The 25,353-nt window shown below is 49.0% G+C and carries 30 protein-coding genes and 1 other annotated feature; of the genes, 25 read left to right on the top strand and 5 right to left on the bottom strand.

All coding sequences use genetic code 11. The features are described from left to right. The first annotated feature begins 123 nt into the window (after positions 1–123). Positions 124–972: an SDR family NAD(P)-dependent oxidoreductase gene (locus JRJ22_RS18310; protein WP_232380887.1), complete on the top strand. Its 849-nt coding sequence runs from the start codon at positions 124–126 to the stop codon at positions 970–972. 76 nt (positions 973–1,048) lie between these two features. On the opposite strand, the gene serA is transcribed toward JRJ22_RS18310, so the two are convergent. Both serA and JRJ22_RS18300 read right to left on the bottom strand, forming a co-directional pair. Further along, a complete protein-coding gene (gene serA, locus JRJ22_RS18305; protein WP_206100864.1) occupies positions 1,049–2,641 on the bottom strand; it encodes a phosphoglycerate dehydrogenase in 1,593 nt (530 codons plus the stop codon). A 240-nt stretch (positions 2,642–2,881) separates the two neighbouring features. Next, positions 2,882–3,108, bottom strand: a binding site (T-box leader). Between the two features lie 110 nt (positions 3,109–3,218). Then, the gene (locus tag JRJ22_RS18300) at positions 3,219–4,127 is read right to left on the bottom strand and encodes a hypothetical protein (protein WP_206100863.1); all 909 of its coding nucleotides are present in this window, start codon (positions 4,125–4,127) and stop codon (positions 3,219–3,221) included. 65 nt (positions 4,128–4,192) lie between these two features. Here JRJ22_RS18300 and JRJ22_RS18295 point away from each other — a divergent pair, with 65 nt between their 5' ends. From JRJ22_RS18295 to JRJ22_RS18285, 3 genes are read left to right on the top strand one after another with little or no spacing between them, the layout of a single operon-like run. Continuing rightward, a complete protein-coding gene (locus JRJ22_RS18295; RefSeq protein WP_206100862.1) occupies positions 4,193–4,786 on the top strand; it encodes a CPBP family intramembrane glutamic endopeptidase in 594 nt (197 codons plus the stop codon). Next, on the top strand, positions 4,783–5,154 hold the full coding sequence (locus JRJ22_RS18290; RefSeq protein WP_206100861.1) for a hypothetical protein: 372 nt from the start codon (positions 4,783–4,785) through the stop codon (positions 5,152–5,154). Before JRJ22_RS18295 ends, JRJ22_RS18290 begins: the two co-directional genes overlap by 4 nt. Continuing rightward, on the top strand, positions 5,148–5,981 hold the full coding sequence (locus JRJ22_RS18285; RefSeq protein WP_206100860.1) for a metallophosphoesterase: 834 nt from the start codon (positions 5,148–5,150) through the stop codon (positions 5,979–5,981). Before JRJ22_RS18290 ends, JRJ22_RS18285 begins: the two co-directional genes overlap by 7 nt. 66 nt (positions 5,982–6,047) lie before the next feature. Here JRJ22_RS18285 and JRJ22_RS18280 read toward each other — a convergent pair whose 3' ends face one another. The 3 genes from JRJ22_RS18280 to JRJ22_RS18270 all read right to left on the bottom strand — a co-directional run bounded on the left by JRJ22_RS18280 (position 6,048) and on the right by JRJ22_RS18270 (position 8,261). Further along, a complete protein-coding gene (locus tag JRJ22_RS18280; RefSeq protein WP_179088996.1) occupies positions 6,048–6,914 on the bottom strand; it encodes an IS3 family transposase in 867 nt (288 codons plus the stop codon). Further along, complete coding sequence (locus JRJ22_RS18275) at positions 6,911–7,213, bottom strand: helix-turn-helix domain-containing protein (RefSeq protein WP_076139116.1); 303 nt, start codon at positions 7,211–7,213, stop codon at positions 6,911–6,913. The genes JRJ22_RS18280 and JRJ22_RS18275 overlap by 4 nt, the downstream gene beginning before the upstream one ends. A gap of 118 nt (positions 7,214–7,331) precedes the next feature. Then, positions 7,332–8,261, bottom strand: a complete 930-nt coding sequence (locus tag JRJ22_RS18270; RefSeq protein ID WP_408637840.1) for a polysaccharide deacetylase family protein — start codon at positions 8,259–8,261, stop codon at positions 7,332–7,334. Between the two features lie 85 nt (positions 8,262–8,346). Here JRJ22_RS18270 and JRJ22_RS18265 point away from each other — a divergent pair, with 85 nt between their 5' ends. From JRJ22_RS18265 to JRJ22_RS18165, 21 genes are all read left to right on the top strand, one after another. Beyond that, positions 8,347–8,715: a hypothetical protein gene (locus tag JRJ22_RS18265; RefSeq protein WP_054941381.1), complete on the top strand. Its 369-nt coding sequence runs from the start codon at positions 8,347–8,349 to the stop codon at positions 8,713–8,715. Positions 8,716–8,935: 220 nt separating this feature from the next. Continuing rightward, positions 8,936–9,550 (top strand): genetic competence negative regulator, encoded by a 615-nt coding sequence (locus JRJ22_RS18260; protein WP_206100859.1) that lies wholly within the window; start codon positions 8,936–8,938, stop codon positions 9,548–9,550. 123 nt (positions 9,551–9,673) lie between these two features. Continuing rightward, entirely contained in the window at positions 9,674–10,369 is a 696-nt protein-coding gene (prsW, locus tag JRJ22_RS18255) for a glutamic-type intramembrane protease PrsW (protein WP_206100858.1), read from the top strand. 76 nt (positions 10,370–10,445) lie between these two features. Further along, a complete protein-coding gene (locus JRJ22_RS18250) occupies positions 10,446–10,592 on the top strand; it encodes a hypothetical protein (RefSeq protein WP_206100857.1) in 147 nt (48 codons plus the stop codon). 112 nt (positions 10,593–10,704) lie between these two features. Further along, a complete protein-coding gene (gene ypeB / locus JRJ22_RS18245) occupies positions 10,705–12,063 on the top strand; it encodes a germination protein YpeB (RefSeq protein ID WP_206100856.1) in 1,359 nt (452 codons plus the stop codon). A 148-nt stretch (positions 12,064–12,211) separates the two neighbouring features. Beyond that, positions 12,212–12,865 (top strand): flagellar brake protein, encoded by a 654-nt coding sequence (locus JRJ22_RS18240; RefSeq protein WP_187388791.1) that lies wholly within the window; start codon positions 12,212–12,214, stop codon positions 12,863–12,865. A gap of 186 nt (positions 12,866–13,051) precedes the next feature. After that, positions 13,052–13,762, top strand: coding sequence for a (d)CMP kinase (gene cmk / locus JRJ22_RS18235; protein WP_206100855.1), 711 nt, complete (start codon positions 13,052–13,054; stop codon positions 13,760–13,762). Then, entirely contained in the window at positions 13,759–14,346 is a 588-nt protein-coding gene (locus JRJ22_RS18230; protein ID WP_054941376.1) for a lysophospholipid acyltransferase family protein, read from the top strand. The genes cmk and JRJ22_RS18230 overlap by 4 nt, the downstream gene beginning before the upstream one ends. Positions 14,347–14,515: 169 nt before the next feature. Continuing rightward, complete coding sequence (gene rpsA, locus JRJ22_RS18225; protein WP_232380886.1) at positions 14,516–15,829, top strand: 30S ribosomal protein S1; 1,314 nt, start codon at positions 14,516–14,518, stop codon at positions 15,827–15,829. Between the two features lie 184 nt (positions 15,830–16,013). Further along, positions 16,014–17,339 (top strand): ribosome biogenesis GTPase Der, encoded by a 1,326-nt coding sequence (gene der, locus JRJ22_RS18220; protein ID WP_054941374.1) that lies wholly within the window; start codon positions 16,014–16,016, stop codon positions 17,337–17,339. Between the two features lie 12 nt (positions 17,340–17,351). Then, positions 17,352–17,969 carry a glycerol-3-phosphate 1-O-acyltransferase PlsY gene (gene plsY, locus JRJ22_RS18215; protein WP_206100854.1) on the top strand — a complete coding sequence of 206 codons (618 nt, stop codon included), beginning with the start codon at positions 17,352–17,354 and terminating at the stop codon, positions 17,967–17,969. Next, the gene (locus JRJ22_RS18210) at positions 17,962–19,002 is read left to right on the top strand and encodes an NAD(P)H-dependent glycerol-3-phosphate dehydrogenase (protein WP_206100853.1); all 1,041 of its coding nucleotides are present in this window, start codon (positions 17,962–17,964) and stop codon (positions 19,000–19,002) included. Before plsY ends, JRJ22_RS18210 begins: the two co-directional genes overlap by 8 nt. Before the next feature lie 67 nt (positions 19,003–19,069). Beyond that, the gene (locus tag JRJ22_RS18205) at positions 19,070–19,345 is read left to right on the top strand and encodes a stage VI sporulation protein F (protein ID WP_206100852.1); all 276 of its coding nucleotides are present in this window, start codon (positions 19,070–19,072) and stop codon (positions 19,343–19,345) included. 161 nt (positions 19,346–19,506) lie between these two features. Then, positions 19,507–19,686, top strand: coding sequence for a DUF2768 family protein (locus JRJ22_RS18200; protein WP_054941370.1), 180 nt, complete (start codon positions 19,507–19,509; stop codon positions 19,684–19,686). Positions 19,687–19,740: 54 nt separating this feature from the next. Further along, positions 19,741–20,109: a 2Fe-2S iron-sulfur cluster-binding protein gene (locus JRJ22_RS18195; RefSeq protein WP_206105197.1), complete on the top strand. Its 369-nt coding sequence runs from the start codon at positions 19,741–19,743 to the stop codon at positions 20,107–20,109. Positions 20,110–20,187: 78 nt separating this feature from the next. After that, positions 20,188–20,910 (top strand): DUF3939 domain-containing protein, encoded by a 723-nt coding sequence (locus tag JRJ22_RS18190; RefSeq protein ID WP_232380885.1) that lies wholly within the window; start codon positions 20,188–20,190, stop codon positions 20,908–20,910. A 396-nt stretch (positions 20,911–21,306) separates the two neighbouring features. After that, on the top strand, positions 21,307–22,785 hold the full coding sequence (spoIVA, locus tag JRJ22_RS18185) for a stage IV sporulation protein A (protein ID WP_206100850.1): 1,479 nt from the start codon (positions 21,307–21,309) through the stop codon (positions 22,783–22,785). A gap of 314 nt (positions 22,786–23,099) precedes the next feature. Next, positions 23,100–23,372, top strand: a complete 273-nt coding sequence (locus JRJ22_RS18180; protein WP_019909963.1) for an HU family DNA-binding protein — start codon at positions 23,100–23,102, stop codon at positions 23,370–23,372. 105 nt (positions 23,373–23,477) lie between these two features. Continuing rightward, entirely contained in the window at positions 23,478–23,726 is a 249-nt protein-coding gene (gene mtrB, locus JRJ22_RS18175) for a trp RNA-binding attenuation protein MtrB (RefSeq protein ID WP_206100849.1), read from the top strand. 106 nt (positions 23,727–23,832) lie between these two features. Continuing rightward, complete coding sequence (locus JRJ22_RS18170; protein WP_206100848.1) at positions 23,833–24,369, top strand: hypothetical protein; 537 nt, start codon at positions 23,833–23,835, stop codon at positions 24,367–24,369. 114 nt (positions 24,370–24,483) lie between these two features. Then, positions 24,484–25,350 (top strand): heptaprenyl diphosphate synthase component 1, encoded by an 867-nt coding sequence (locus tag JRJ22_RS18165; protein WP_206100847.1) that lies wholly within the window; start codon positions 24,484–24,486, stop codon positions 25,348–25,350. The last annotated feature ends 3 nt before the right edge of the window (positions 25,351–25,353 follow it).

The following is a 25,353-nucleotide window of genomic DNA, read 5'->3' as shown; positions in this document are numbered from 1 at the left end:
TCTAAACTGTTTTTTTTTCAGTGTACCACATATATATGTCAATTGGTGTCATATATAAGCGTTACAATAATTACGAAAGTGGAGAAACAATACTAAGGACTGTAAATGGAGAGGAGCGAGATAATGTTGATAAATCTGCGGGGAAAAGTAGCACTGGTTACCGGAGCAAGCAGAGGAGCAGGAAGGGGGATCGCGATGGAACTGGCCAAAGCGGGTGCTTACGTCTATCTAACCGGCAGAAGTTCCGGTGCCCAGCAGGAAGGGCGACGGAAAGGGACAGTAGACAGTGTAATAAATGAGATTCGCCTTAGTGGAGGCGAGGGTGCGGCTATCCGCTGTGACCACACTCAGGATAGTCAGACAGAGAGTGTTGTCCGGCAGATCGCTAAAGAACAGGGCAGACTTGATATCCTGGTCAACAATGTATGGGGTGGTAATGAACTCCCGATTGACAGTAAACCGTTCTGGGAGCTACCGACAGAACACTGGGGAAATATGTTCGATGCTGGTGTCAAGGCGCAGCTGATGACTAATTATTATGCGATTCCGCTAATGCGCAGTAATCAGGACAGTAGAGGATTAATTATTCACACCACTTATTGGGACCGTTATAAATACATCGGTAATTTATATTATGATCTGGCCAAAAATGCGCTGGTCCGCATGGCTTACGGATTGTCTGTTGAACTCGCTGCGGACGGAATTGCCGTTATTCCGCTTTCACCCGGATGGATGCGGACCGAGCTGGTGTTGGAGAGCCTTGGTACAGATGAGGCACATTGGCAGGAGGTGGAGGAACTGAAGTCAAGTGAATCTACGGCGTATATAGGCCGGGCAGTAGTAGCCCTGGCCGCGGATGCTGATAAGATGGCTTTGACAGGAATTCCACTGCAGGTAGGGGAGCTGGCGGAGAAATACGGATTCACGGATATTGACGGACGTATAGTGCCCGTCTTTCACGTCCCCGAATAAAGATAAACGCCCGTTTGGAATGGACGGCAATCCAGCCGTATTCCAAACGGGCGTTTTTTATTGTTGCTTAAAGATTCTACAGCAGAATAACTTCTTCTGCAGTGTTAATTTCCTGCAAACCTGCCAGCTTAACCAGAACTTGCTGCGGTACTGCCTTGTCGACGGTCAGAAGCATAATTGCCGCACCGCCGACGATTTTGCGTCCCACCTGCATGGATGCGATATTGACGTCGTTTTCGCCCAGCAATGTGCCGACGAGGCCGATAATTCCCGGTTTATCGTTATGGGAGATCAGAATTTGGTGGCCTTCCGGAGCAATGTCAACCGGGAATTTATTCACCTGGACAATACGCTCGCCGTATCCCTGCAGCAGGGTGCCGGCTACCAGGCGTTCCTCGTCCGGATCGGCTTTCAGAGTAACGGTAATGAGGTTAGTGAACCCTTTGGTCTTAGGGGATTTCGTAACAATTACGTTAACATCCCGGGTTTTAGCCAAATGCATAGAGTTGACGATATTTACATCGCCCGCGAAGTGACGGGACAGCACGCCTTTGACAATATAACGGGTCAGTGGCTGGGTATCCACATCGGAGAGGTCTCCGGCATACTCAACGTTGATTTCACTGATAGCACCGTGGGTAAGCTGTGTTGCGAAGCTTCCCAGCTTCTCGCCGAGCGTGAAGTACGGCTGAAGCTTGTTCATTACGCTTGGAGCAACCGGCGGGATGTTGACGGCATTGATGAACGGCTCGTTGCGCAGGATATTCAGAACCTGCTCAGATACGTCGATGGCGACGTTCTCCTGGGCTTCAACGGTCGAAGCGCCGAGATGCGGAGTGACAATGATCTTCGGATGGGACAGGAACGGATGATCAGCCTGCGGCGGCTCCTTCTCGAAAACGTCAAAGGCTGCTCCGGCAACGATGCCGCTGTCGATTGCTTCAACCAGCGCCATTTCATCAATAACACCGCCGCGGGCACAGTTAACGATGCGCATGCCCTTTTTCATAACCTCGAATTGCGGGCGGGAAATCATGTGGCGTGTTTCAGGTGTCAGCGGAGTGTGTACAGTAATGAAATCAGCACCGCGTACAATGTCATCGACCGAGGCCAGCTTCACCTCTAGCTTCTCCGCACGGTCAGCCGTCAGGAATGGGTCATAGGCAAGAATGTTCATACCGAATGCTTTGGCGCGCTTGGCTACTTCGCTGCCGATCCGGCCCATACCAAGCACCCCGAGTGTCTTGCCGCGCAGCTCAACGCCAAGGAACGTTTTACGGTCCCATACACCGTTTATGGTTTTGGCGTAAGCCTGCGGAATGTGGCGGGCCAGCGCCATCATCATGGCAAAGGCATGCTCACAGGTAGTGATGGTGTTTCCGTCCGGAGCATTAATAACTACGACACCGCGCTGCGTAGCCGCCTCCAGATTGATGTTGTCAACTCCGACTCCGGCACGGCCGATAACTTTCAGGTTGGTGCCGGCAGCGATTATTTTCTCGGTAACCGTCGTTTGGCTGCGGACAAGCAGACCGTCATATTCGCCAATGATGGCAATCAGTTCATCTTCGCTCAGTCCTGTTTTCTTGTCCACAACTACATCGTTTGCGTCCATCAATTGCTGAATGCCCAAATCACTGATCGGATCCGATACTAATACTTTAAACATGGTTTCTTATCCCCCTTAAAAGTTAGAAAGCTTAATATGCCTAAGGATGCCCTCATGAGGCGTCCACAGTACCAGATTCCTCAATAACAGTTGTAAAGCATTGTCAAAATAACAGAGTAACGCGCTGTCGCATAAAAGAGAAAGCGTGCAGGAATACCAGAAACACGGACAGTGGGCCTTTTAGCCAAAAATCATGAATTTGGGTAACAAAAAAACCCCCAACCCCATACTACTGCCGTAGTAAGGGACGAGAGTTATCGTGGTACCACCCTAATTCACTGCAACTGTTAAGAAGCAGCCTCATTGGCCTGCAAAGGCCACACTGATAACGGAGATGATCCGATTGCACCTACTATTCGTTCGATACAATATCTCAGGAGCGCTAAAAAATTCTGTCCGCCACCGGTTTGCACCACCCACCGGCTCTCTGAAGACTACCAGAATCTTTGTTCCTTCATCGGTTTTGCGTGATTAATTTTTCATAATGTAACATGGTGATGCCAGATGTGTCAATAGGCTTATTCGCCGGGCCGCCTTGAAGTGAATTTCATTTTTCGTTATGATGCAATAGCTGGTTCTACTCGTAAAAGAAGGGCAGCTGCGGCATGATTTCCTTGCCATAGTACTGTTCCCGCCATTTCATGAAGTCCTGCTCCTGTATAGCGCCCGTTGAAATTAACAGGGTGACCGAAGACTGGACGTCCTTCAGTTTCAGTGAGCTGGCTGTGCCGGAATAGATCATGTCATCGATCTTCGCTGTAATATCCTGAGGATCGTATCCGCCATATATTTTTCGGTTCAGCATAATATTCGCGATAGTCGAATTCTTGAGCAGGAGAGGCATCTTTTTCCATGCAACGAAGGACAGCGTTTTGAGCTCCCCGGCCTCAGCAGGGATACTGCTGTTCGTTTTGGAACCCCATTTGAGCATGGAATCGTAGAAGTCTTTTTGACCGAGCAGCCCGAATTTAATAGCACTTGCAGTAAAAGTGTCGTTCTTCAGTATTTTGGCTGTTTCGGCGCCGGATGTCCCTGCGGTAACCTTGCTCGAAGCCTGGGAGAAGAGCGTCAGGCTTTTAAGTATGTTAAGCTGGGATTGGAACAAAAGCGGTGAACTGGTGAACAGCGAGTCCTTGCTGACCTTGTCATATTGCTTGTCCGCCAGGATACTGAGATTTTTCAGCGTTGCCGCGTTCTCACGTGCATCCGTGCTGCGTGCGAGATTTTCTACTTCATTGTTCCAATTCCGCTTGAATTCCCGGTAAGGCAAAAATACGTTATGATAGAAAGTAACAAGATCCTGCTGCTGGTATGAGCCTGAAAATTCCTCCACAGCCCCTTCAGCATCGTTAAGATGAGAATATTTTGCTTCTGTCTTGTCAGCTCCAACCTTCACTCCCGTGAAAAATGCGGCAAATGCGCAAATCAGGAAAAATAGAAAACTTAAGGTATACAACATTTGAGTGCGGGAGGTACGGCTATTCATAATTAGTGCTCCTTCTTCTAGGAAAATTATCTTATGTAAAAACAATTTAGAACAGGCAGGTTACCATGAAAAAATTTAAATTTGGCGATATCAAAATCAAAAAGGCCGACCCTCAGCATCTTACGGATAAGCTGCTTCTGCTCAATCTCTATATTACACAGGGGCTTACCTTATTTATCGGTTTGATATGGATATTATTGCAGAAAAGAAATCCGTTTGACATATTAATTTTTCCCGGCAGCGCCAAATTTGTGCTCTGGGGCCTTGGTTTAGCGGGAATTATGCTGATTGTGGATTTTTTGTTAACCCATATCGTACCGGAAGAAAGCATGGATGACGGAGGCATAAATGACCTTTTATTCGGGCGCAGGCCGCTCTGGCACATCATCATTATCGCGGCCATGGTGGCCGTATGCGAAGAGCTGTTGTTCAGGGGAGCTATCCAGCACGCATTCGGACCCTACTGGACAAGCATTCTGTTTGCAGTGATTCATGTGCGTTATTTGCGCCACTTTATTCCGACCGGCTGGGTGTTCCTCAGTAGCTATGGCCTGGGATATATTTACATCCACACAGGAACCCTGTGGGCGCCTATATTATGTCATTTCCTGATCGATCTGTTCTCAGGGCTAGTGATCCGCTACAGGAGGGAATCATGAGCGAGGAATTAAGCCGGGTGAAATCCCGCCGTAAACAAAATAATCGCAAAGACCAGCCTCAACTCAAGAGGGAAAAAGCAAGGAGTACAACCCTATCAGCCTCTTCGCAGAATGAACCGGTTGTACCGGTGCCTGGAACGCTGTCCAGAAAAGCGAAATATGCGGCAGCTTCACCGAAGGCTGCAGGGAACCGCCAGACAACTCAGGAGGCGGAAGATACGCCTTCCCGCTCCCGGAGCTATCCTTCTGAACGCATCCGCCTGAGTAAAATATTCGTCAACTCGCTGATTTTTATGTTTGTCCTGCTGCTTGCATCGCTTGTCTGGTGGGGAATTGAAGGCGCACCTGAGCTGAGGACGTTATGGTAACCGCCTGGATGACAGCCATAGCGGCAGCTGCTGTTCTTGCGCTCTGCATCTTTGGATCAATAATGTTAGCTGCCGCTTTCAAGCATAGAATTATTGCCGAGGAAATAGTCCTGGATGCTTTGCCTCCGGGATTTGACGGCTTCCGTATTTTGTTTATTACGGATATCCACCGCAGACGGCTTCCCAAAGCCTTACAAGCCTCCCTCGGCGGGGAGATCGATGCCGTATTCCTGGGCGGCGATATCACTGAGAAAGGGAATCCGCTAAGCCGTCTTTCTGATAATATGAAATTATTGTGTTCGATTGCTCCTGTATATGCCGTTCATGGAAATCATGACTACAAGGCAAAGGTGCTACTTGTAGATAATATTATCCGCGGCAGCGGAGCCAGACTGCTTATGGATGAGAACGTCTTTCTCGAACGGAAAGGGCACAAGCTGCTGCTGACAGGTGTGGATTTCCCTAGGCAGGGGGGCAGGAAAAAGTATGCCCCATTACCGCTTGCTCCTTTATCTGCTGTACCTTACTGCAGGATCATTCTCGTACACGACCCGCTGTGGCTCTCGAAGCAATCCTCCGTTCCTGCGGAGCTTGTCCTTGCCGGGCACACGCATGGCGGACAGGTTATTCTGCCGTTTGGCCTGCAAATGCATACCGATCCGTTCTATCGTACATATAATGCCGGCAAATACAGCATTCCCCGGGAAGACGGAACCGGAGCCGATGCCAAGCTGCTGATCAGCCGCGGTTTCGGTACAGCACATCTCCCGATCCGCTGGCGCAGTCCTGCCGAAATTCATGTGCTGACGCTGCGTACACTAAAGTAAACGTAAAAAAAAGGGATCCCGGGCAATAGTGGTCAAGACCCCATTTAGTAGACATTGAAAAAAGACCTAGGCTACAAGCTGATTCCTGTACTCAACAGGAGTCAGCTTGTTTAGTTTTCGTTGTGCTCTATCTTCATTGTAAAAACGTATATACTCCTCAATTCTTCTTTGTGCCTCAGCGATACTTCGTATATCATAAGGATAGAGTGCTTCGACTTTAAGATGAGAGAAGAAGCTCTCGATGGAGGCATTGTCATAACAATTTCCTCGGCGTGACATGCTGATTTGGGCGCCAACCTGTGGCAGCATGTCGTGGTATGCATGGGACGTGTACTGGCATCCCTGGTCGCTGTGAACGATCAGTCCAGTCACGTCTTTATGTGTTTCAAAGGCCTTTCTAAACGTCTCTAATACAAGTGGATTGTCGTTACATCTGCTAATGTGGTATCCGACGATCTCGTTATTCCACAAATCCTTGATGGCTGATAAGTAAATTTTCTCATCGAATACCCGATATTGTGTAACATCCGTTACCCATTTCTGGTTGGGTTTATCCGCTTTGAAATTTCTTTTCAGTAGATTCTCTGCGACTCTTCCATCCGAAACTGCTGCCTCATAGGTTGTTCTATGGACGTACTTACGGCGTATAATCGCCTTAATACGAAGCTCCTGCATGAGTCGTAAAACCTTCTTGTGATTCACGACAAGGTGATATTGGCGGTATAACTCATCCTGTATCCGACGGTATCCTACCGTCTTGTCCCGTTGCTCGTATATGGCTTTGATCTTACGTTTCAACTCTTGGTCTGGATCCTTTTCCTTGCGCTTCAGATAAGCATAGTAACCGCTTCTGTGGACCCCTAAATATCCACAGAGTTCCTTTACGGTCTGCTTATGCTTCAGTTCGTCGATGACAACATATCTATCCTTCAACCCTCCCGATTCAAGATTTGTAACCACTTTTTTAGAACGTCTACCTCCAACTGTAAACGACGTAGTTCTCGCTCTTGCTCTGTTTCAGACCTGTGCGGATCTCCACGTCTATCCTGAAAAGAGTCTTTTCCCTTTGCCCGATACTTCCTCACCCAGACACTGACACGCTTCCTGTCATTAATATCCAGGTGTTCTGTAATCTTTCTGCAGCACCATCCTTCCTCCATAAACAGTCGAACAGCTTCTACTTTCACAGACTCAGGATAATGCTTAAACTTCTGACCTTTCTTAGCTGGCATAAAAATGCACCCCCTAGAATTACATCGGATTTACCCTGGGGTTTTTCCAATGTCTATTCTAAGGGGTGCACTTCAATAGTGCCTCGGATCCCTTTTTTTGGGGGGGAGTACTTTATGCTTAGCGCATCTTTAGCTCAATGCTTCGCGGGTCGACAAAGGTGTATCCCTTGCCTTCCAGTGTGGTAAGCAGCTTATCAAGTGCCTCCACAGTCCATGGAAGCTCATGCATCAGAATATTGCTGCCGGAATGGAGCTGGTCTGTCACATTTTTGATCAGTGTATCGGTTTTCCCCTGTTCCTTCTCTTTCATTTCCCAATCCAGTGATCCGACAGACCAGGTCATATAAAGCAGGCCGTTCTCTGCAGCTACCTTTTTGCCGACATCCCCGCCTGCACCGTGCGGCGGACGGAAGAATACCGGGGATTCGCCGGTAACCTGCTTCACGATAGTCTGCACATTCTCAATCTGCTTCTTTACTTCGCTGTACGATTTATCTTTCAGGACAATATGATCCCAGCTGTGATTGCCTAGAATGCCGCCGCGGTCGTGGATCAGCTTCAGCAGTTCTGGATGCTCCTTCACGCGGTAGCCGTTCACGAAAAAGATTGCCTTCGCCTGATGTTTATCCAGCGTGTCGATCAGTGAATTAATCATATCCGCTTCCTTAGGACCGTCATCAAAGGTAAGCAGGACCACTTTTTTATTCGTACTTTCTTCATTTGGGACAATGTCGTAATTTTTGTTCATATGGTACAGCAGCGGGACTTCTGCTGCAGCCGGTTCTTCACTGGGCTGTGCCGTTGCTGTTCCGGAGGTAGCCGTTGCGGCTGCTGATTCACTTCCTCCTGTGCCTTCAGAGGTAGGAGAAGGACTTGGTGCTGCAGGGCTCTTACCCTGGTCAGCTGGTGCTGCTGAAGCTTCCTGGGTAGCGGTGGCAGATGGCATTACACTGCTCCCTGTAGTGTCCCCGTTGTTCCCGCTGCTGCAAGCAGACAGCAGTAGAGTTGCCAGCAGGAGCGCTGATATTGCTTTACCCACTTTTTTCATCTCGCTTTCTTGTTGTTTGGTTGTATGAGCCGGAATCTTTCCGCGAACACTAAGCATGATTTTACCATACAAGGAGGTTAGAGATATGAATACTTCGTCATTTCTATGCGGAGTGATGCTGGGTGCAGCCGCCAGTATGATGATGTCCAAAAAACGCAGTACCATGATGTCCTCGCTCCTGCAGCCGGGCGGCCAGATGCAGGGTGCAGGGGAGAAGGCACGGGACAAAATTATGGGTATGGCGATGACCGGATTCGGCAGCACCCAAACGGGCGGCGCCAATGACACTGCTGAGCATAAGGCTGCCGGCAATGCCGACCACAAGGAGTCTGCGATTAAATCCAAGGAATCCAATCTTAAAATGCTTAAGGATTTCATCCGCAGCAATCCTGATGTAAAACATGAGGTAGAGCAAATTCTTAAAGAAACTCATACAGCAATACCCGGTTTGTAACCGCAAAGCAACATTGCAGAATCATTTTGGGGATGATTCCATCCGCAAAATGATTCTTTTTTTATCAGAATGCCGGAATAAATGGGTCATAAAAATATTTATTTACGTGCATTTACAGCGCCAAAATGATAACATACATACATAGTAACCATTTTTGGCTCATTACTCGGGACTCATCATACATTAATATTAAATGAGCTTGCAAAAGGAGGATCCTGTCATGAGAATAGAGCGATTAGGTCAAGATAAGATACGGATTTTCCTCACTTTTGACGACCTGAGCGAGCGGGGCATCCAGAAGGAAGATATGTGGCAGGAAGTTCCCAAGGTGCATGACCTTTTTACGGAAATGATGGATCAGGCGTATAGTGAACTTGGTTTTGACGCTACAGGTCCGCTTGCCGTAGAAGTGTTCGCATTGCCCGCGCAAGGTATGGTCGTTATTGTGACCCGGGGGAAATATGATCACCATCAGTACGGTGGAGCCGGGGAAGAAGAAATGCCTGAAGAGATTTACGAAATGGAAGTTACTCTAGAACAAAGCGACTCCATTGTGTATGCATTCCGCGATTTTGAGGTTTTGATTGAAGCGGCTCATGTGCTCATCGGCAATATTACTTCCCAGGGAAAACTGTATTCTTATAATGATAAATGGTACCTCTACTTCGATCCGAAGGAATATGAAGAAAATGTCCTTACGGGAATTGTAGCCGTATTGTCGGAGTTCGGGGATTCGTCCCCTGTTACAGAAGCTGTTCTAGATGAATACGGAAAGACCGTAATGGCTGAGAATGCAATCCAGTTATTATGCACTCATTTTAAGCGCCAGGAATAAGCGGTTGAGGAGAGACCGGGCCTGAGGCCCGGCCCTTTCCTCTAGTTTTGAAATATGACTTTCCTGCATACCGCCGGGTTTTGCGGTAACAGATAGGAGAGATAAGCTCGGGGAGGTTATTCGGTGCTTTTGTTATCGGTCATTACGTCGGCAGTGGCACCGGGACTTGCGCTGCTGACTTTTTTCTATCTGAAAGATAAGTATGATCAAGAACCGCTGCATATGGTCATAAAGGTATTTTTGCTCGGCCTGTTGATTGTTTTTCCGGTTATGATCATCCAGAGGGGCCTGGTGCTGGGGCTGAGTGGAGGTCCCTATGTCGACTCGTTCCTCATCTCCTCAGGAGTAGAGGAATGCTTGAAGTGGTTTGTGCTGTACCATATGATTTACAATCATACCGAATTTGACGAGCCATATGATGGAATACTATATGCCGTAGCGATTTCGCTAGGCTTCGCAACAATTGAGAATATAATGTATGCCTGGTACAGCCATGCTTCTATCGGATCAATGTTTATAAGGGCATTGCTGCCGGTCTCGGGACATGCGATGTTCGGAGTTGTTATGGGATATCACATGGGCAGGGCCAAGTTCTCGAAGGGGAACAAAACGAGGGGGATCCTGCTTGTCTCGCTCCTGCTGCCTTGGCTGTGGCACGGAATCTATGACTTTATACTAAGTACTACAGCGAATTACTGGATTTGGTTTATCGTACCTTTGATGGCTTTATTATGGTATGGAGGCATGGGGAAGGTGGCGCTGGCCAACAGCCGCTCGCCGTTCCGTTTTTTGAAGCGTGAGGAAGAGGTTAACCTATAATTGAGATGGACACACTTAATCTTACCCGGAAAGTTCCGTAAGCAAGGAATTCCAGAGAGGAGAGAGGTGTCTTTTTTTGCGTGTAAAAGTGCGGATTGTCTGCAAGCAGTGTGGTGAAACCTACATATTAAGAGGGAACAAGGAGCACGGAGTGATACAGACCGGCTTCAAGCAGTGCCTGTGCAGCAGCAGCAGCGGTTTTGAGATTGAAGAACGGGCCTGAACCGGAGCTCTGGAAGTATTCTCTTTTTTTTGCGGGCCTGTAAGGTGCATAACTCTTCTCAGTTATTGTCAAACTAACGGCAATAAGCTACCGAAAGGAGTCTTGCAGCCCTATGTACAAAAGATTAAGTGCCATAATGTTCCCGCTTACCGCATTGTTGCTGGTGGGAGCGCTGGTCTGGGGATATCAGGAGAACCAGGAGAAAAACTCAATTCTAATCAAAGCAGAGAATCAGTATCAGCGAGCCTTCCATGATCTTTCTTTTCATGTGGAGCGGCTTCATGGTGAACTCGGAAACACCCTTGCAGTGAACGCTTCCTCGAACGGAATGCACCGCAAAGGCCTCGTTAATGTATGGCGGTTAACCAGTGAGGCACAGAATGAAATCAATCAGCTTCCGCTTACATTGCTGCCGTTCAGTGAGACGGAGGAATTTCTTTCGAAAATCGCAAACTTCTCTTATAAAGCCGCTGTCCGTGACTTCACGAAAAAGCCGCTGACAGAAGCCGAATTGGGGAACCTCAAGGCGCTCTATAAAAATTCCGGCGAAATATCCAAGGATTTGCAGGAAGTGCAGCAGAAGGTAATTGGCAATAAGCTGCGCTGGATGGATGTGGAGTCGGCGCTCGCGACTGAGGAAAAGGCTGAGGATAATACGATTATTGACGGTTTTAAAACAGTGGATAAACGGGTTGCAGCCTATCCCGAACTGGACTGGGGACCATCCGTGGCCAGCATTTATGACAAACGTTCCGTGAAGAAAATCGGGGGCAAGCCGGTTACTGCAGAGGAAATCAAGGCAAAAGCCGTGAAGTTTGCCGACATCGGCGGTAATGAGAAGGTGGATGTCCGTGAGAACGGAAAAGGCACCGAGTGGGCTTCATTTACGGCAATGGTATCCAGCCCCAATCATCAGCAGCCGATCAGCATGGACTTTACAAGAGAAGGCGGGCTGCTGATTTCGTATAATGATAACCGCGAGGTCGGTCCGGCCAAAGTCTCGATGGAACAGGCGGTAACTAAAGCAGGCGAATTCCTGAAGAAAAAGGGTTATCCGGGAATGACTGCAGTCAGTGCGGACCGTTACGATAATCTAGGGAACCTGACCTTTGTGAGCAGCCAGAACGGTGTGCTGATCTATCCCGAGAAAATGACGGTACGGGTTGCGCTGGATACAGGGGATCCTACCGGTTTCCAGGCGAGCGACTTTGTCAAAGAACATCAGGACAAACGCGAAATCCCTAAACCCGCCCTATCGCTTGCGGAGGCCAGAAAACACTTAAACCCGGAATTCAAAGAGCTATACCACCGTCTGGCCTGGATTGAAAATGAAGATGCTGTGGAGCTTCTTACGTATGAATTCGGGGGCAAAATCAACGGTTCACAATACCGGATTTATCTGAATGCTGCGGATGGAAATGAAGAGGCAGTGGAAGAGGTGCGGACTTCCTCAGGAGCACAGGATAAATAAGTTCTAATGAAGCAGGAGGGCATCCCTAGAGGACCCCTCCTATTTTGTTTAAAATTCTGAACTTTCATAATATTTGCTAACCCGGTGTCTAAAGGCCATGATATAATCAAAAACAGATCAACTTACTAACATTGTGGCGGTGACAGGTTTGTATCCCAAAATTAATGAACATCTATACATACAGGTAGCTTCCAGTGATCCGGCGGAAACGGAGATCGAATACCGATCCAGAATCGCGGATATGGAGGATGATGCTTTTCTGATTGAAATTCCGATGCAGGTGGATAAGGGTCGGCTGAAAAAGCTGTTTATGGGGGACGAGCTCTCCGCATACTTTATTACTGAAGGCGGGATTAAGAATTATTTCAGTACTCATGTTATCGGATTTAAAGAAGATGTGATTCGTATGGTAAGGATTCGCAAGCCGGAAGCGGAATCTATCTTCAAAATCCAGCGCCGCAGCTTTCTGCGCGTTAACGCTGAGCTTGAGCTGGCTGTGAAGGATGCTCTAGGCAGCCGCTTTCTCGTCCGGACCGATGATATCGGGGGCGGAGGAACTTCATTTCTCAGCGATGCCAAGGTTAAGCTTGCGGTTTCCGACAAGCTCAGCTGCTGGCTGCTCCTTCCTTACCGCAACGGCAGCACGGAGCATGCGAATTTTGAAGGGGAAATTGTGCGGATGAAGCCGCTCGAGAACGGACGCAGTCTTGTTATGCTGAAGTTCTCGTCCATTTCCGATGCAGAACGGCAAAAAATTATCCGCTATTGCTTTGAACGGCAGTTTGATTTCCGTAACCGCTGACTCTTTTTACGGATGTTTGTATGCGTTTAGGGGTATATGCTGTTTTGCACTGTGTTCCAAACTGTGGTATAATTTTATAAGTCGCAGGCAATGCCTGCTTTTTTCTTGATAATATCAGTAAGTCCCTGGAAATATGCGGCTTTGCCCTGTTTCTGGACGAAAGAGTGTTTGAGGAGGAATGCCCCGTTGGATAGGCAGGGGACACATACTAACGACAGAATTAACGTCGCCATCGACGGACCTGCCGGGGCAGGCAAGAGTACTGTAGCCCGATTGGTAGCACGCAAGCTGTCTTACATTTATGTTGATACGGGTGCTATGTACCGCGCAATTACCTGGTATATGCTCCGTCGAGGCATACCGCCGGAAGCCCATGAACAGGTGGATGATCTCGTCCGCGATATGGTAATTGAGCTTATTCCGGAGGAAGATGTACAGAAGGTGCTCATTAATGGGGAAGACGTAACCCCCCATATCCGCAGTCTTCAGGTCAGCGGTCAAGTATCGCAGTATTCGAAACTCGAAGGCGTAAGATCCAGACTCAGTCATCTGCAGCGTCAGATGGCACTCCGCAAAGGGGTTGTCATGGATGGCCGCGATATCGGTACGACCGTACTGCCGGATGCCGAAGTGAAGATTTTCATGACGGCAAGTGTGGAGGAACGTGCCCTCCGCCGTTACAAGGAGCTGAAAGATGCGGAAACAGTGACTCTCCAGCAGCTTGAACACGATATTGCAGCCCGTGACCGTCTTGATGAAGGACGGGAGATTTCACCGCTGCGCCGTGCAGAGGATGCTATTCTTCTTGACACGACCTATATGGATATCCATCAAGCCGTGGAAGCTATTGTCTCCCACTGCAGATCTCATGTTAACGGGGAGAGAAATCATTCATGATTTATGTTATTTGCCGTGGATTGCTTCGCTTGATTTATGCCATCCTGTTCCCGCTCAAGATTGTGGGAAAAGAAAATGTGCCAAAGGAGGGCGGGGTACTGCTCTGCGCGAACCATATCAGCCTGCTTGATCCGATGACCATCGGGATTAAGCTGAAACGTCAGGTCAAGTATATGGCCAAGGCCGAACTGTTCAAGGTTCCGGTGCTGGGCTGGCTCATAGACAAACTGGGCGCTTTTCCTGTCAAACGTGGCGGCGTAAGCAAAGAATCCATTAAAACGGCCCTTAATACGCTTCGCAGCGGACATGTTATGGGCATTTTTCCGGAAGGAACGCGTAACTCTGATTCTGGTGTTGCTAAGAAAGGCGCAGCAAGCTTTGCGCTTCGCAGCGGCGCAGCAGTTGTTCCGGCCGCTATTATCGGTTCTTATAAGCCATTCCGCCGAATGACCGTTATTTATGGGGAACCCATCGATCTCAGCTCATTTGCCGGAGCAGGCAGCGAATCTCTTGAAGAAGTTACCGACGTAATTATGGGACGGATCCATGAGATGAGTAAGACCGGCAAGCCCAGTACGAAATAGCTCCGTTAGCTTTGAGCTTTTTACGAATGCTGAGGAATAACGGCATAACCGCTATTTTTTGGAACATACTAACTTAAAAATACAAGTGGTATTACATGTAATGATTGTTTTGAACTCTGCGCTACGCGGGTTTAAATAAATGGGGTTTTGAATCGAGGAGGGTAATCACATGTCTGAAGAAACAAGAAATCAGGAAGCTGCGGCGAATGTTGAGAACAACGAAACCGTAGAAGCAACGGAAACTGTGGAATCCACTGTGCCTGTTGCCAGCAATGAAGAAGAAGTGACTAGCCAAGAAGGTTTGGAAATCATTTCTCTGAAAAAAGGCGATACCGTGAAAGGAACAATCGTCAAAATCGAAGATAACCAAGCTTATGTAAGCATTGGATATAAATACGACGGTGTGATTCCGATTCGCGAACTTTCTTCCGTACAGCTGGACAACGCTGCTGCAGCGGTTGAAGTTGGACAAGAAGTGGAATGCAAAGTAGTCAGCATCAACGACAATAAGGAAAGCCTTGTGCTCTCCAAACGTGCGATCGACAGCGAAAAATCATGGGAAGATCTTGAAAAGTATTTTGCTTCCCAAGAAGCATTCGAAGTTACTGTGGCTGATGTTGTCAAAGGCGGCCTTGTGGCTGACGTTGGCGCTCGCGGATTTATTCCTGCATCCATGGTTGAACGTCACTTCGTAGAAGATTTCAGTGACTACAAAGGCCGCACCTTGCGCGTGAAAGTGAAAGAACTCGACCGCGAGAACAGCAAGGTTATTCTGTCTGCCAAAGAAGTACTGGAAGAAGAATTCGAAGCCAACAAACAAAAAATTATGTCCGAGCTGTCCGAAGGACAAATCATCGAAGGTACAGTACAACGTCTGACTCAATTCGGCGCATTTGTTGATGTAGGCGGCGTTGACGGTCTGGTTCACGTATCCGAAATCGCTTGGAACCACGTGGAAAAACCATCTGATGTTGTATCTGAAGGCGACAAAGTTCGCGTTAAAGTCCTTAAAGTGGATCCGGAAAAAGGCAAGATCAGCCTCAGCATCAAAGCGGCTGCTCCAGGTCCTTGGGATTCCGCTGCCGGCAAAATCAACATTGGCGATGTAGTAACAGGCGAAGTTAAACGCCTTGTAAACTTCGGCGCATTTGTTGAGCTGCTTCCAGGCGTTGAAGGCCTTGTGCACATCTCGCAAATCTCCCACAAGCACATCGGCACTCCGCATGAAGTTCTTAAGGAAGGACAAGAAGTTCAAGTGAAGGTTCTGGACTTCAATCCATCCGAGAAGCGTGTTAGCCTCAGCATCAAGGAAACCGAAGAAGCTCCGGCTCCTACGGCTAGACCTGAACGCAGAGAGAGCAGAGACAGAGCGCCTAAGGAAGTGCTAAACAATCCTAACGTATCGCTCAGCAACGAAGGCCTCAGCTTCACTCTGGCTGAACGTTTCGGCGACAAGCTGGACAAATTCAAGGGCAATAACTAATCCCTTAATTTATGTTTACACAGAAATATAAGGATACCGCATAGGGTGACTTATGTGTCTTATATTTGGTGTCATACCGGGTAAAGTAATCGGCGGGCCCTCATTTGGGGGTTCGCCGATTGTGTTTTCCAATTGAATTGTTTTTTGCTATGATGAAATCGTAAGGAAGACAGGAGGAATGAATATGGCAAGACCCGTTGTGGCCATTGTAGGCAGGCCTAACGTCGGAAAATCGACGATATTTAACAGGCTGATTGGTGATAGACTGGCCATTGTAGAAGATAAACCGGGGATTACGCGTGACCGGATTTATGGCGTTTCCGATTGGAACGGTAAATCCTTCAGTGTCATTGATACCGGAGGAATTGAGATTGACGGTGAAGATGCGATTCTGAAATCGATCCGCGTTCAGGCGGAGCTGGCGATCGAGGAAGCGGATGTCATCGTCTTTATGTGTGAGGCGAAAAGCGGTCTTACGAATGCAGATGAAGAGGTAGCGCAGATTCTGTTCCGGTCCGGCAAGCCGATCGTGCTGGCGATCAACAAAGTGGATAATATGAAGCGTACGGAAGACATCTATGAATTCTACAGCCTCGGAATTGGCGATCCGATCGGTATTTCCGGCAGCCATGGTACCGGAATCGGCGATCTGCTGGATGCGGTTACTGAAAAGCTTCCGGAAAAGGAAGATGAAGAATATGATGAAGATGTGATTCGTGTAGCTTTGATTGGACGTCCAAACGTAGGGAAATCCTCGCTCGTGAACGCTATTCTCGGTGAAGAACGCGTTATAGTCAGTGATGTTGCCGGAACTACACGCGATGCGATAGATACTCCTTTTGAACGGGATGGACAGCGGTATGTCCTGATTGATACAGCGGGTATGCGTAAACGCGGCAAAGTATATGAAACTACAGAGAAATACAGTGTCATGCGTGCCATGCGTGCTATTGAGCGGGCAGATGTAGTTCTTGTTGTCATCAACGGCCAGGAAGGCATTATCGACCAGGACAAGCATATTGCCGGTTATGCCCATGATGCAGGGAAAGCCTCGATCTTCGTGGTGAATAAGTGGGATGCTGTCGAGAAGGATGACAAGACAATGCAGAACTTTGAGAACACCATCCGCGACCACTTCCTGTTTATGACCTATGCTCCGGTTGTTTTCTTGTCAGCACTTACGAAACAACGTCTTCAGAAGCTGCTCCCGGTTGTACAGCATGTTGCCCAGCAGCATGCATTGCGGATTACGACGCATCTGGTTAATGATGTGGTATCTGATGCTGTAGCGATTAACCCTCCGCCTACGGATAAAGGACGCCGTTTGCGCATCAACTACGTAACCCAGGTTGCGGTGAAGCCGCCGACGATTGTTGTGTTCGTAAATGATCCGTCACTGATGCATTTCTCCTATGAACGTTATTTGGAGAACAAAATCCGTGCAGCGTTCAATTTCGAAGGTACACCGATTCGTCTATTTACGCGGCGCAAATCCGAAAACGAAGGTTAGGGGAGAAGAGTAGTGGCGTTTGAACTTCTGGTTATCGTTGTAAGCTATTTGCTTGGCTCTGTCAGCTTTAGTGTATTACTTGCCCGGCTGCTCAAGGGGATCGACATCCGCCATTATGGAAGCGGGAATGCCGGAGCTACCAATACACTTAGAGTGATGGGGAAAGGACCGGCTATATTGGTGCTGGTTCTTGACGTACTGAAGGGAATTGCTGCCGTCTGGCTCGGAACCTGGGCCGGCGGCTGGGGAGGCTGGGTGGCCGTAGCCTGCGGTATTGCTGCCATTATCGGGCATAATTGGCCGCTTTATTTTCACTTCCGTGGAGGGAAGGGGATTGCGACAACGATTGGCGTGATGGCCACACTATGCTTTTGGCCTGCGCTGACTGCCGGTATTCTTGCAATCCTGGCTATTGTGTTCACCCGTTATGTGTCTCTTGGCTCACTTATTTTTGTGGCGCTTACTCCGGTCTTTCTCCTGTTTACCGGATTCACGGCTCCAGAGCTTTGGGGCAGCCTGATTATCGCTGTTTTTGCCTTCTGGCGGCACCGCAGCAATATTGTAAAAATCTCTCAGGGAAGAGAGAATAAAATCGGCTCCAAAGTCAAGGAGGGGAATCGCGTTGTCTGATAAAGTAACCGTGCTGGTCGCGGGCAGTTGGGGAACTGCGCTGGCATCTGTGCTGGCGGCTAACCACTCGGAAGTTTATCTATGGACACGTAGGCCTGAGCAAGCTGCCGAGATTAATGAGGCACATACGAACGAACACTTTTTACCCGGAGTGTCTTTACCCAAGAACATCATTGCCACTACAGACATGGAAAAAGCAGTGGATGGTTCGAAAGCAGTAGTCATTGTTGCACCGTCATCCGGTATGCGTCAAGTGGCGCGCAGCTTAAAGAGCTTTTGGAAGGAAGATATGCTCTGTATTCATGCTACGAAGGGTTTTGAGACGGAAACAAAGAAGCGGATGTCAACCGTGATTTCCGAAGAGCTGGGGTGCAGTGAAGGTCAGATTGTGGTTCTCTCCGGGCCCAGCCATGCCGAGGAAGTCGTCCGTCTCTGTCCGACAACGGTTGTTGTCGCTTCGGCTGATGAAGAGCGGGCTGCCATTGCACAGGGACTGTTCATTAACAACGATTTTCGTGTTTATACCAACCGCGATCAGCTGGGGGTAGAGCTGGCAGGAGCGCTAAAAAATATTATCGCCCTTGGCGCCGGTCTTTCGGATGGTCTTGGCTTCGGTGATAATGCCAAAGCAGCGCTGCTGACCCGCGGACTCGCTGAAATCTCCCGCGTTGGTGTCGAGCTGGGGGCGAATCCGCTGACCTTCTCCGGTCTGGCTGGACTCGGTGACCTGGTCGTGACGGCAACGAGCCAGCATAGCCGTAATTGGCGTGCAGGCTGGATGCTGGGACAAGGTAAAGCGCTTGCTGAAGTGCTGGATTCGATGGGCATGGTTGTAGAAGGAATTCGTACGACGGAGGCGGCCTATGCGATCTCACTGAATTTGGGCGTGCAGATGCCGATTACCGACCAGATCTATCACGTGCTGTTCAAGGGAAGAACACCCCGCAGCGCAGTAGAAGCCTTGATGGGCCGTGACCGCAAGACGGAAATGGAAGCTATCTCACAGGAAACCTGGGAGCAGTGGCATTCCTGAGGACTGTTCACCTTTTGCCGGCGATTCTCATATGTTGTAATGGGGATTGACGGAGGAGGGAAGAAGAGTGGACAGAGATTTTTCCAAAGATGCATTAAATGCCATCAACAAAAAGGCAGGCAAGAATATAACGCCTGGTGCGGTTAAAAAGCTGGCAAGTACGGTCAAGCCGGGAACCATGCAGAATGAAGCCCAGCTCCGCCAGTTAATCAAACAGGTATCAGCCATGGCGAAGGTGCCGGTCAGTGAGGCTACTGTGCAGGAGATTATCAGTGCTGTCAAAAAAGGCGGCGCAAATTCCGGCACCATGGAGTCTTTGATGAAAATGTTAATGAAAAAATAGTATTTCTCTTCATATTGCGGAGAGCAAACGACCCGGAATCCGATCAGATTCCGGGGTCTTTGCTCTTTTTTTGCTGGGGGATAGACTTTATAGGTTTCTTGATATAATGTTCATGCTATAATATTCGCAATTAAAGCTAAACGGCAGGAGGCGGCTCAGCTATGGATCCGATGACGAAGATGTGGTTATCTCTTATTGCGATACTAATCATGGGAGTATCTGTGTTTCTGATCACTTTTGCCCGCAGCAAGACGAAAGGTGTGCTTAGGGCTATTTTGTCCATAGTTGCCTTTGTTATTATGTTAATCGGCCTGCTCAGTGGAGCGGCTTCAATTATGTAAGCATTTACAAAAAAATGTAATGCCTGAAACATAGCTATGGAAGGAAGCTGTATGATGAAGCTGCAAAATGGATATAAGGTTACTTTTCTGCCCGAAGAGCGAATAGCGGTTGTTAAGCATGGAACATCGCTGCTGGAGGCTGCCCGCAAGGCCGGAGTGATATTGCCTACACGCTGCGGAGGAAAAGCCGCCTGTCTGATGTGTAAAGTGACTGTGGAACAGCAAGAATCCGGTGCACTGCGTCCACCCGGGGAGGCTGAACAGCGCAAGCTGGGCAGCCTGCTGGAGCAGGGCGTCCGTCTGGCCTGCCAGGCTGCCGTCTGCAGCGATGTGAACGTCAGTGTTCCTGAAGACCCGCTTAAAGCGGCTGTACGCCGCAGGCTGGAAGCTGCACGCCGTGGTGAAAGGGACGAGCTATGGTAGTAACTGATATGATGCTGAAGATCTGATCCTTCAGCGATTGAACGACGGGGGGCGGAAGCTGTGAAACTCGCCAGGAGAGTGAATAGACAAGGAGCAAGACTAGGGCTGCTTGCCGGAATCATCCTGCTGCTGTCTGCGCTGGCAGGCTGCATGTATCCCGAAGAGCAGATGCAGCCGGGAAGCAGCAGCAGGGAGAGTGTTAGGCGCGTTCAGGCGGCTGTTGATGAGTATCAGCAGGTGGAAGGGCTGCTGCCTATTCTTAATAGTGACGAGTCCACACCGCGTTATGAGAAGTTCGTAGTTGATCTTGAAAAACTGCGCAAGCAGGGGTATTTAGAGGAAATTCCGCCAGCTGCCTTCGAAAAGGGCGGGAATGCCTATTTTCTGATTCTGGATGAGGAAACCGCTCCTGTTGTGAAGCTGATGGATCTCGTCACTGTGCAGAGGGTCAATGATGTCCAGCGTCAGGTGAACCGATACAAGGCCGATCACGGGGGCAAGCTTCCGGCAGGGGAAGAACGATATCCGGGACTTTTTTCTATCAATTCCAAGCAGGCGCGGACGTCTGGGATTACACTGAAGAGTGTTTATTCCGGTGAGCCGCTGGAATTTATGATGGATAAGAACGGCAGGGTGTACGTTGATTATGTCCTTGATATTCTGTCTGCAATAGACAAAAACGGGAGTACCCCGGTGCCAGATAAGGACTTGAGAACCGAATTGGAGACGGCCTCTTTTTATGTGCCGGTGAAGTCCTTACCCTATCTGTGGGTCAGCGGCAAGCCTGTTCCCCAGCCATAAGTAAATAATCAGCAACGGTCCCCCTAACTCAGGGGGCTTATTTGTGTTGGCTGTGCTTTGGAAAAAGTGAATCAGTTCTATACGCTGCGTGTTTTTCATATGCTTGATGAGAAGGTTTCCGGGCAGCAGCTGGCTTTTGTGAAATTCGTGTATAAATTGCTCAGCTGCGGGTCATAAATCCGTTCCGGATACATATGATGATACTAGTCCAAATGCATGTCCGAGCATTCGGAGTTTAGCGCGGGGCAAAAATGTTCCGCTTAGGCAGGCTAGGCTCCCTGGCGGGCAATGCCAAAGTCCGGTGGATGTCCTGCAAGGGTCCGTTTACCGGCGGAACGCGAAGTCGATGCTCTTCAGGCATTTTTTCTTCGGAGTAATATGAGGAGGGGATCTCTTTTGGAAAAAGTGGATATTTTCAAGGACATTGCCGAGCGTACCGGCGGAGACATTTATCTTGGCGTCGTCGGCGCGGTTCGCACGGGGAAATCGACATTCATCAAACGCTTCATGGAGACGATTGTTCTGCCGAACATTACGAGCGAAGCAGACCGGGTAAGAGCTGTGGATGAACTGCCGCAGAGCGCAGCTGGCAAAACAATCATGACAACAGAGCCGAAATTTGTGCCAAACAACGCGGTGCAGATCAAAGTGGCGGAAGGCCTTGAAGTGAATGTCCGGCTGGTCGATTGTGTAGGGTATGCCGTTGAAGGCGCAAAGGGCTACGAGGATGAAAACGGGCCCCGTATGATTTCCACACCTTGGTTTGAGGAACCGATTCCTTTTCAGGAAGCGGCGGAGATTGGCACACGCAAAGTGATTCAGGAACACTCCACACTGGGTGTAGTAGTGACTACGGACGGCACAATTGCTGAAATCCCGCGCCACTCCTACATTGACTCGGAAGAGCGTGTCATTGCTGAACTGAAGGAGGTCGGCAAGCCGTTCGTGCTTGTAATCAACTCTACCCGGCCGCGCAGTGAGGAAGCACAGCAGCTCCGCAGTGAGCTGGCTCTGAAATACGACATTCCGGTGATGACGCTCAGCGCTGCCAATATGACGGAGGAGGATGTGACCGGTGTGCTGCGGGAAGTGCTCTATGAATTCCCGGTACATGAGGTTAATGTCAACCTGCCTAGCTGGGTCATGGTGCTTGGCGAGAACCACTGGCTGCGCAGCAGCTATGAGAATTCCGTACGGGATACGGTAAAAGATATCCGCCGTCTGCGGGATGTCGACCGTCTGGTTTCCCAGTTTACTGAATATGACTTCATTGACAGAGCCGGACTCAGCGGCATGAACATGGGTCAGGGAGTAGCTGAAATTGATCTGTATGCTCCAGAAGAGCTATACGATCAGGTGCTCATGGAAGTGGTCGGTGTTGAAATCCGCGGCAAAGATCACCTGCTGCAGCTGATGCAGGACTTCGCACATGCCAAGCGTGAATACGACCGGTTCTCAGAAGCGCTGGAAATGGTCAAAACAACAGGTTACGGTATTGCTGCACCGTCACTGGCTGAGATGGCGCTCGATGAACCGGAATTGATCCGCCAAGGATCACGCTTTGGAGTCCGCCTGAAGGCGACAGCCCCATCCATTCATATGATCCGGGTTGATGTGGAGTCGGAATTTTCCCCGATCATCGGCACTGAGAAGCAGAGTGAAGAGCTGGTGCGCTATCTGATGCAGGACTTTGAGAACGACCCGATTAAAATTTGGGAGTCAGATATTTTCGGCCGCTCGCTGCATTCCATCGTGCGTGAAGGCATACAGGGTAAAATCGCCATGATGCCGGACAATGCCCGGTATAAGCTGCAGGAAACGCTTGGACGAATCATTAATGAGGGCTCAGGCGGACTTATCGCCATTATTTTATAAATCAACAATACCTGATGAACCAATTATCAGAAAAGGGAGCGGAGGATAATCCGCTCTCTTTTTTGTACTTAAATTGAAGAATCTAACAGTATTAGTCTATCATTTCAGCAGATATTTTCTGCTCAAATGATACTTTCTGCTCCTTTTTTGAGTAACGCCTTGAAATTATGGGTGGGCTGTATTACTATAAGTTTGTTGCGCTTCTAGGAAGAAGGGCGCCAGTATCTAGTAATAAACGGGATTATCACGTATATTTTGCGTTGAAACGGAAACAGTGTATGATACCGGAAATTTGCCCAGGGAGGTGAGAAGACATGAATAAATCAGATTTGATCAACGTAGTTACAGAAGCAACTGAACTTCCCAAGAAAGATGCTACTAAAGCGGTAGATGCCGTTTTCGAAGCGATCACAGGAGCTCTGCAAAGCGGCGATAAAGTACAACTGGTTGGATTCGGAAACTTTGAAGTGCGCGAACGTTCCGCACGTAAAGGCCGCAACCCGCAAACTGGTGAAGAAATCGAAATTCCTTCAAGCAAAGTACCTGCTTTCAAACCAGGTAAAGCGCTTAAAGACGGAATCAAATAGAGATTTCTACATATCAATCCTATAGTCTCTTTCCGAGTATTAACGATGCCGCCCTCCAAGGCGGCATTTGTTGTTGAAGGACTACAACGTTAAGGAGGATTAAACATGACCGAGAAGAATAATGGCGTTAGCCCTGCACCGGCCGGCAGCGAATACATCGTGGTAAAGGCCAAGGAGAACGGCGTTCAGGTAATCGGACTTACCCGGGGCCTGGATACGCGGTTTCACCACACGGAGAAGCTGGATAAAGGAGAGGTGCTGATCGCTCAATTCACCGATCATACCTCAGCTATGAAAATCCGCGGTAAAGCAGAAATATGGAGCAAACACGGACAACTGGAGAGTGAAAGCTGAAAAGCAGGCATAGCCTGCTTTTTTTCAAAATATAACTAGATATAGGCAAGTCTGTATGATCGTATAATGTCACTGCCTGGCGGAAACTATGGATAGGGGGCAGGCTATGAACCGGAGCTGGCTGATCGGAATTGCAATGCTGCTAACCGCTGCGGTTGCTGTTATCTTGCCGGGTCTGGCGTCCCTCGAACCAGCTCTGCAGCAGTCTCGTGCGGTGGAGACTCTCGGCGGGGGCAGTACCACGCTTGCAAATGATAATCTCGTAGATGTGATAAGCAAGCTGCCCTTCACCCTGGACATTGACAGTGTCGGCTGGAAGAATCAGATCCTGTCGCTGGATCTAAAGGTAACTGGCAACGACCATGAGCCTCAGGAGTTATATCAGAATATGGCATTGGCGATCTCTTTTGCCTTTCAAGATACGGAGAATATTGACCAGCTGCTGCTGCGGATCGTAGCCGAGGATAAATGGCTGGACAGCCGGCGCCTATTGCTCGCCGGGGATATCCGCCGCACCGAATGGTCGCTCCAGCTGCAGCAGGAGCTGCAATCGGCCGGCAATGGGCCGTTGCCTGAACGGCTTAAGAACGGCTTCCGTATTAGTGAAAGCGAGCTATGGCGGAAGCAGTTCATTTATCCCTGATATGGGTAAAAGAAACTAGGACGTCCCATCGTGCGTGACAAAAAAACATGTGATATAATAGACAAGATTGTGAACAAAGATATTGTAATAACGTCAATGGCTCCGGAGGCTGAAATGAAACCGTACCGCATACCGCAATTAGTAAAACCCTACACAGACTACGACATGATTCAGCGGCATACGGAATTGCCGCCGTTTTCGGATGGGCGTAGTCATTTGTTATATATTTTTCTTAGTTACGGCACGGAAGCTGACCGTAACAGTGAACTCTATACGCTTGTTACAGGCCTAGTGCAGCTTGCTCTCGATACGCATGAGATCATCGACCGTACTCAGGATGATCCCGGTGGCGACCTTATGCGTTCCCGGCAGCTTAAAGTGCTGGCCGGCGACTATTTCAGCGGCTGGTTCTACCACTTGCTTGCGAAGCGCGGACAGATTGAGATGGTGGGCAGTTTAAGTTCGGCGATCGCTGACTTTAACGTGATGAAGGCCCGTTTATACGGCAAAATGAAGGAGATGCTGCTCTCCGCGGAACAATATTTGCGGCATTCGGTTCAGCTCAATATGCGGCTGTTCCTTTCTTTTACACCGATGATTGAAGGGGCGCTCACCGAACTTTGGGAGAAGCTGCTGGCCGAGTTCAGCCACTGCGAAACGGTATGCTACGAACTGCGGCGCGGAAATGATCCCGGCAATGCTCGGGAAGGGTACTGTTACTGGAAAATGCTGGAGAGTGCATCGGACGATGAGGCTGAACTGCTTCGCGACCAGAACATGGATCTTAAGGACTGGAAAAAACTGAAAATGAAATACAAATGTGATACTCTGCTGACCGATAAGCTTCACGAATCGATTCAGTCCATTCAAGGACTGCTGCAGGGTATCAAGGACGAGCATCTGATCAGTGAGCTCAGCACCCTGCTGGACCGCTTCCTCCTGCAGATGAAAATTTCTGGACAAGCAGCCGTGGAGGGGTAGAGT

Origin of the sequence: Paenibacillus tianjinensis (assembly GCF_017086365.1) — a bacterium.
GTDB lineage: Bacteria > Bacillota > Bacilli > Paenibacillales > Paenibacillaceae > Paenibacillus_AQ > Paenibacillus_AQ tianjinensis.
Note: the sequence above shows the minus strand (reverse complement) of the source record. Positions and strands in the feature narration are given on the sequence as shown.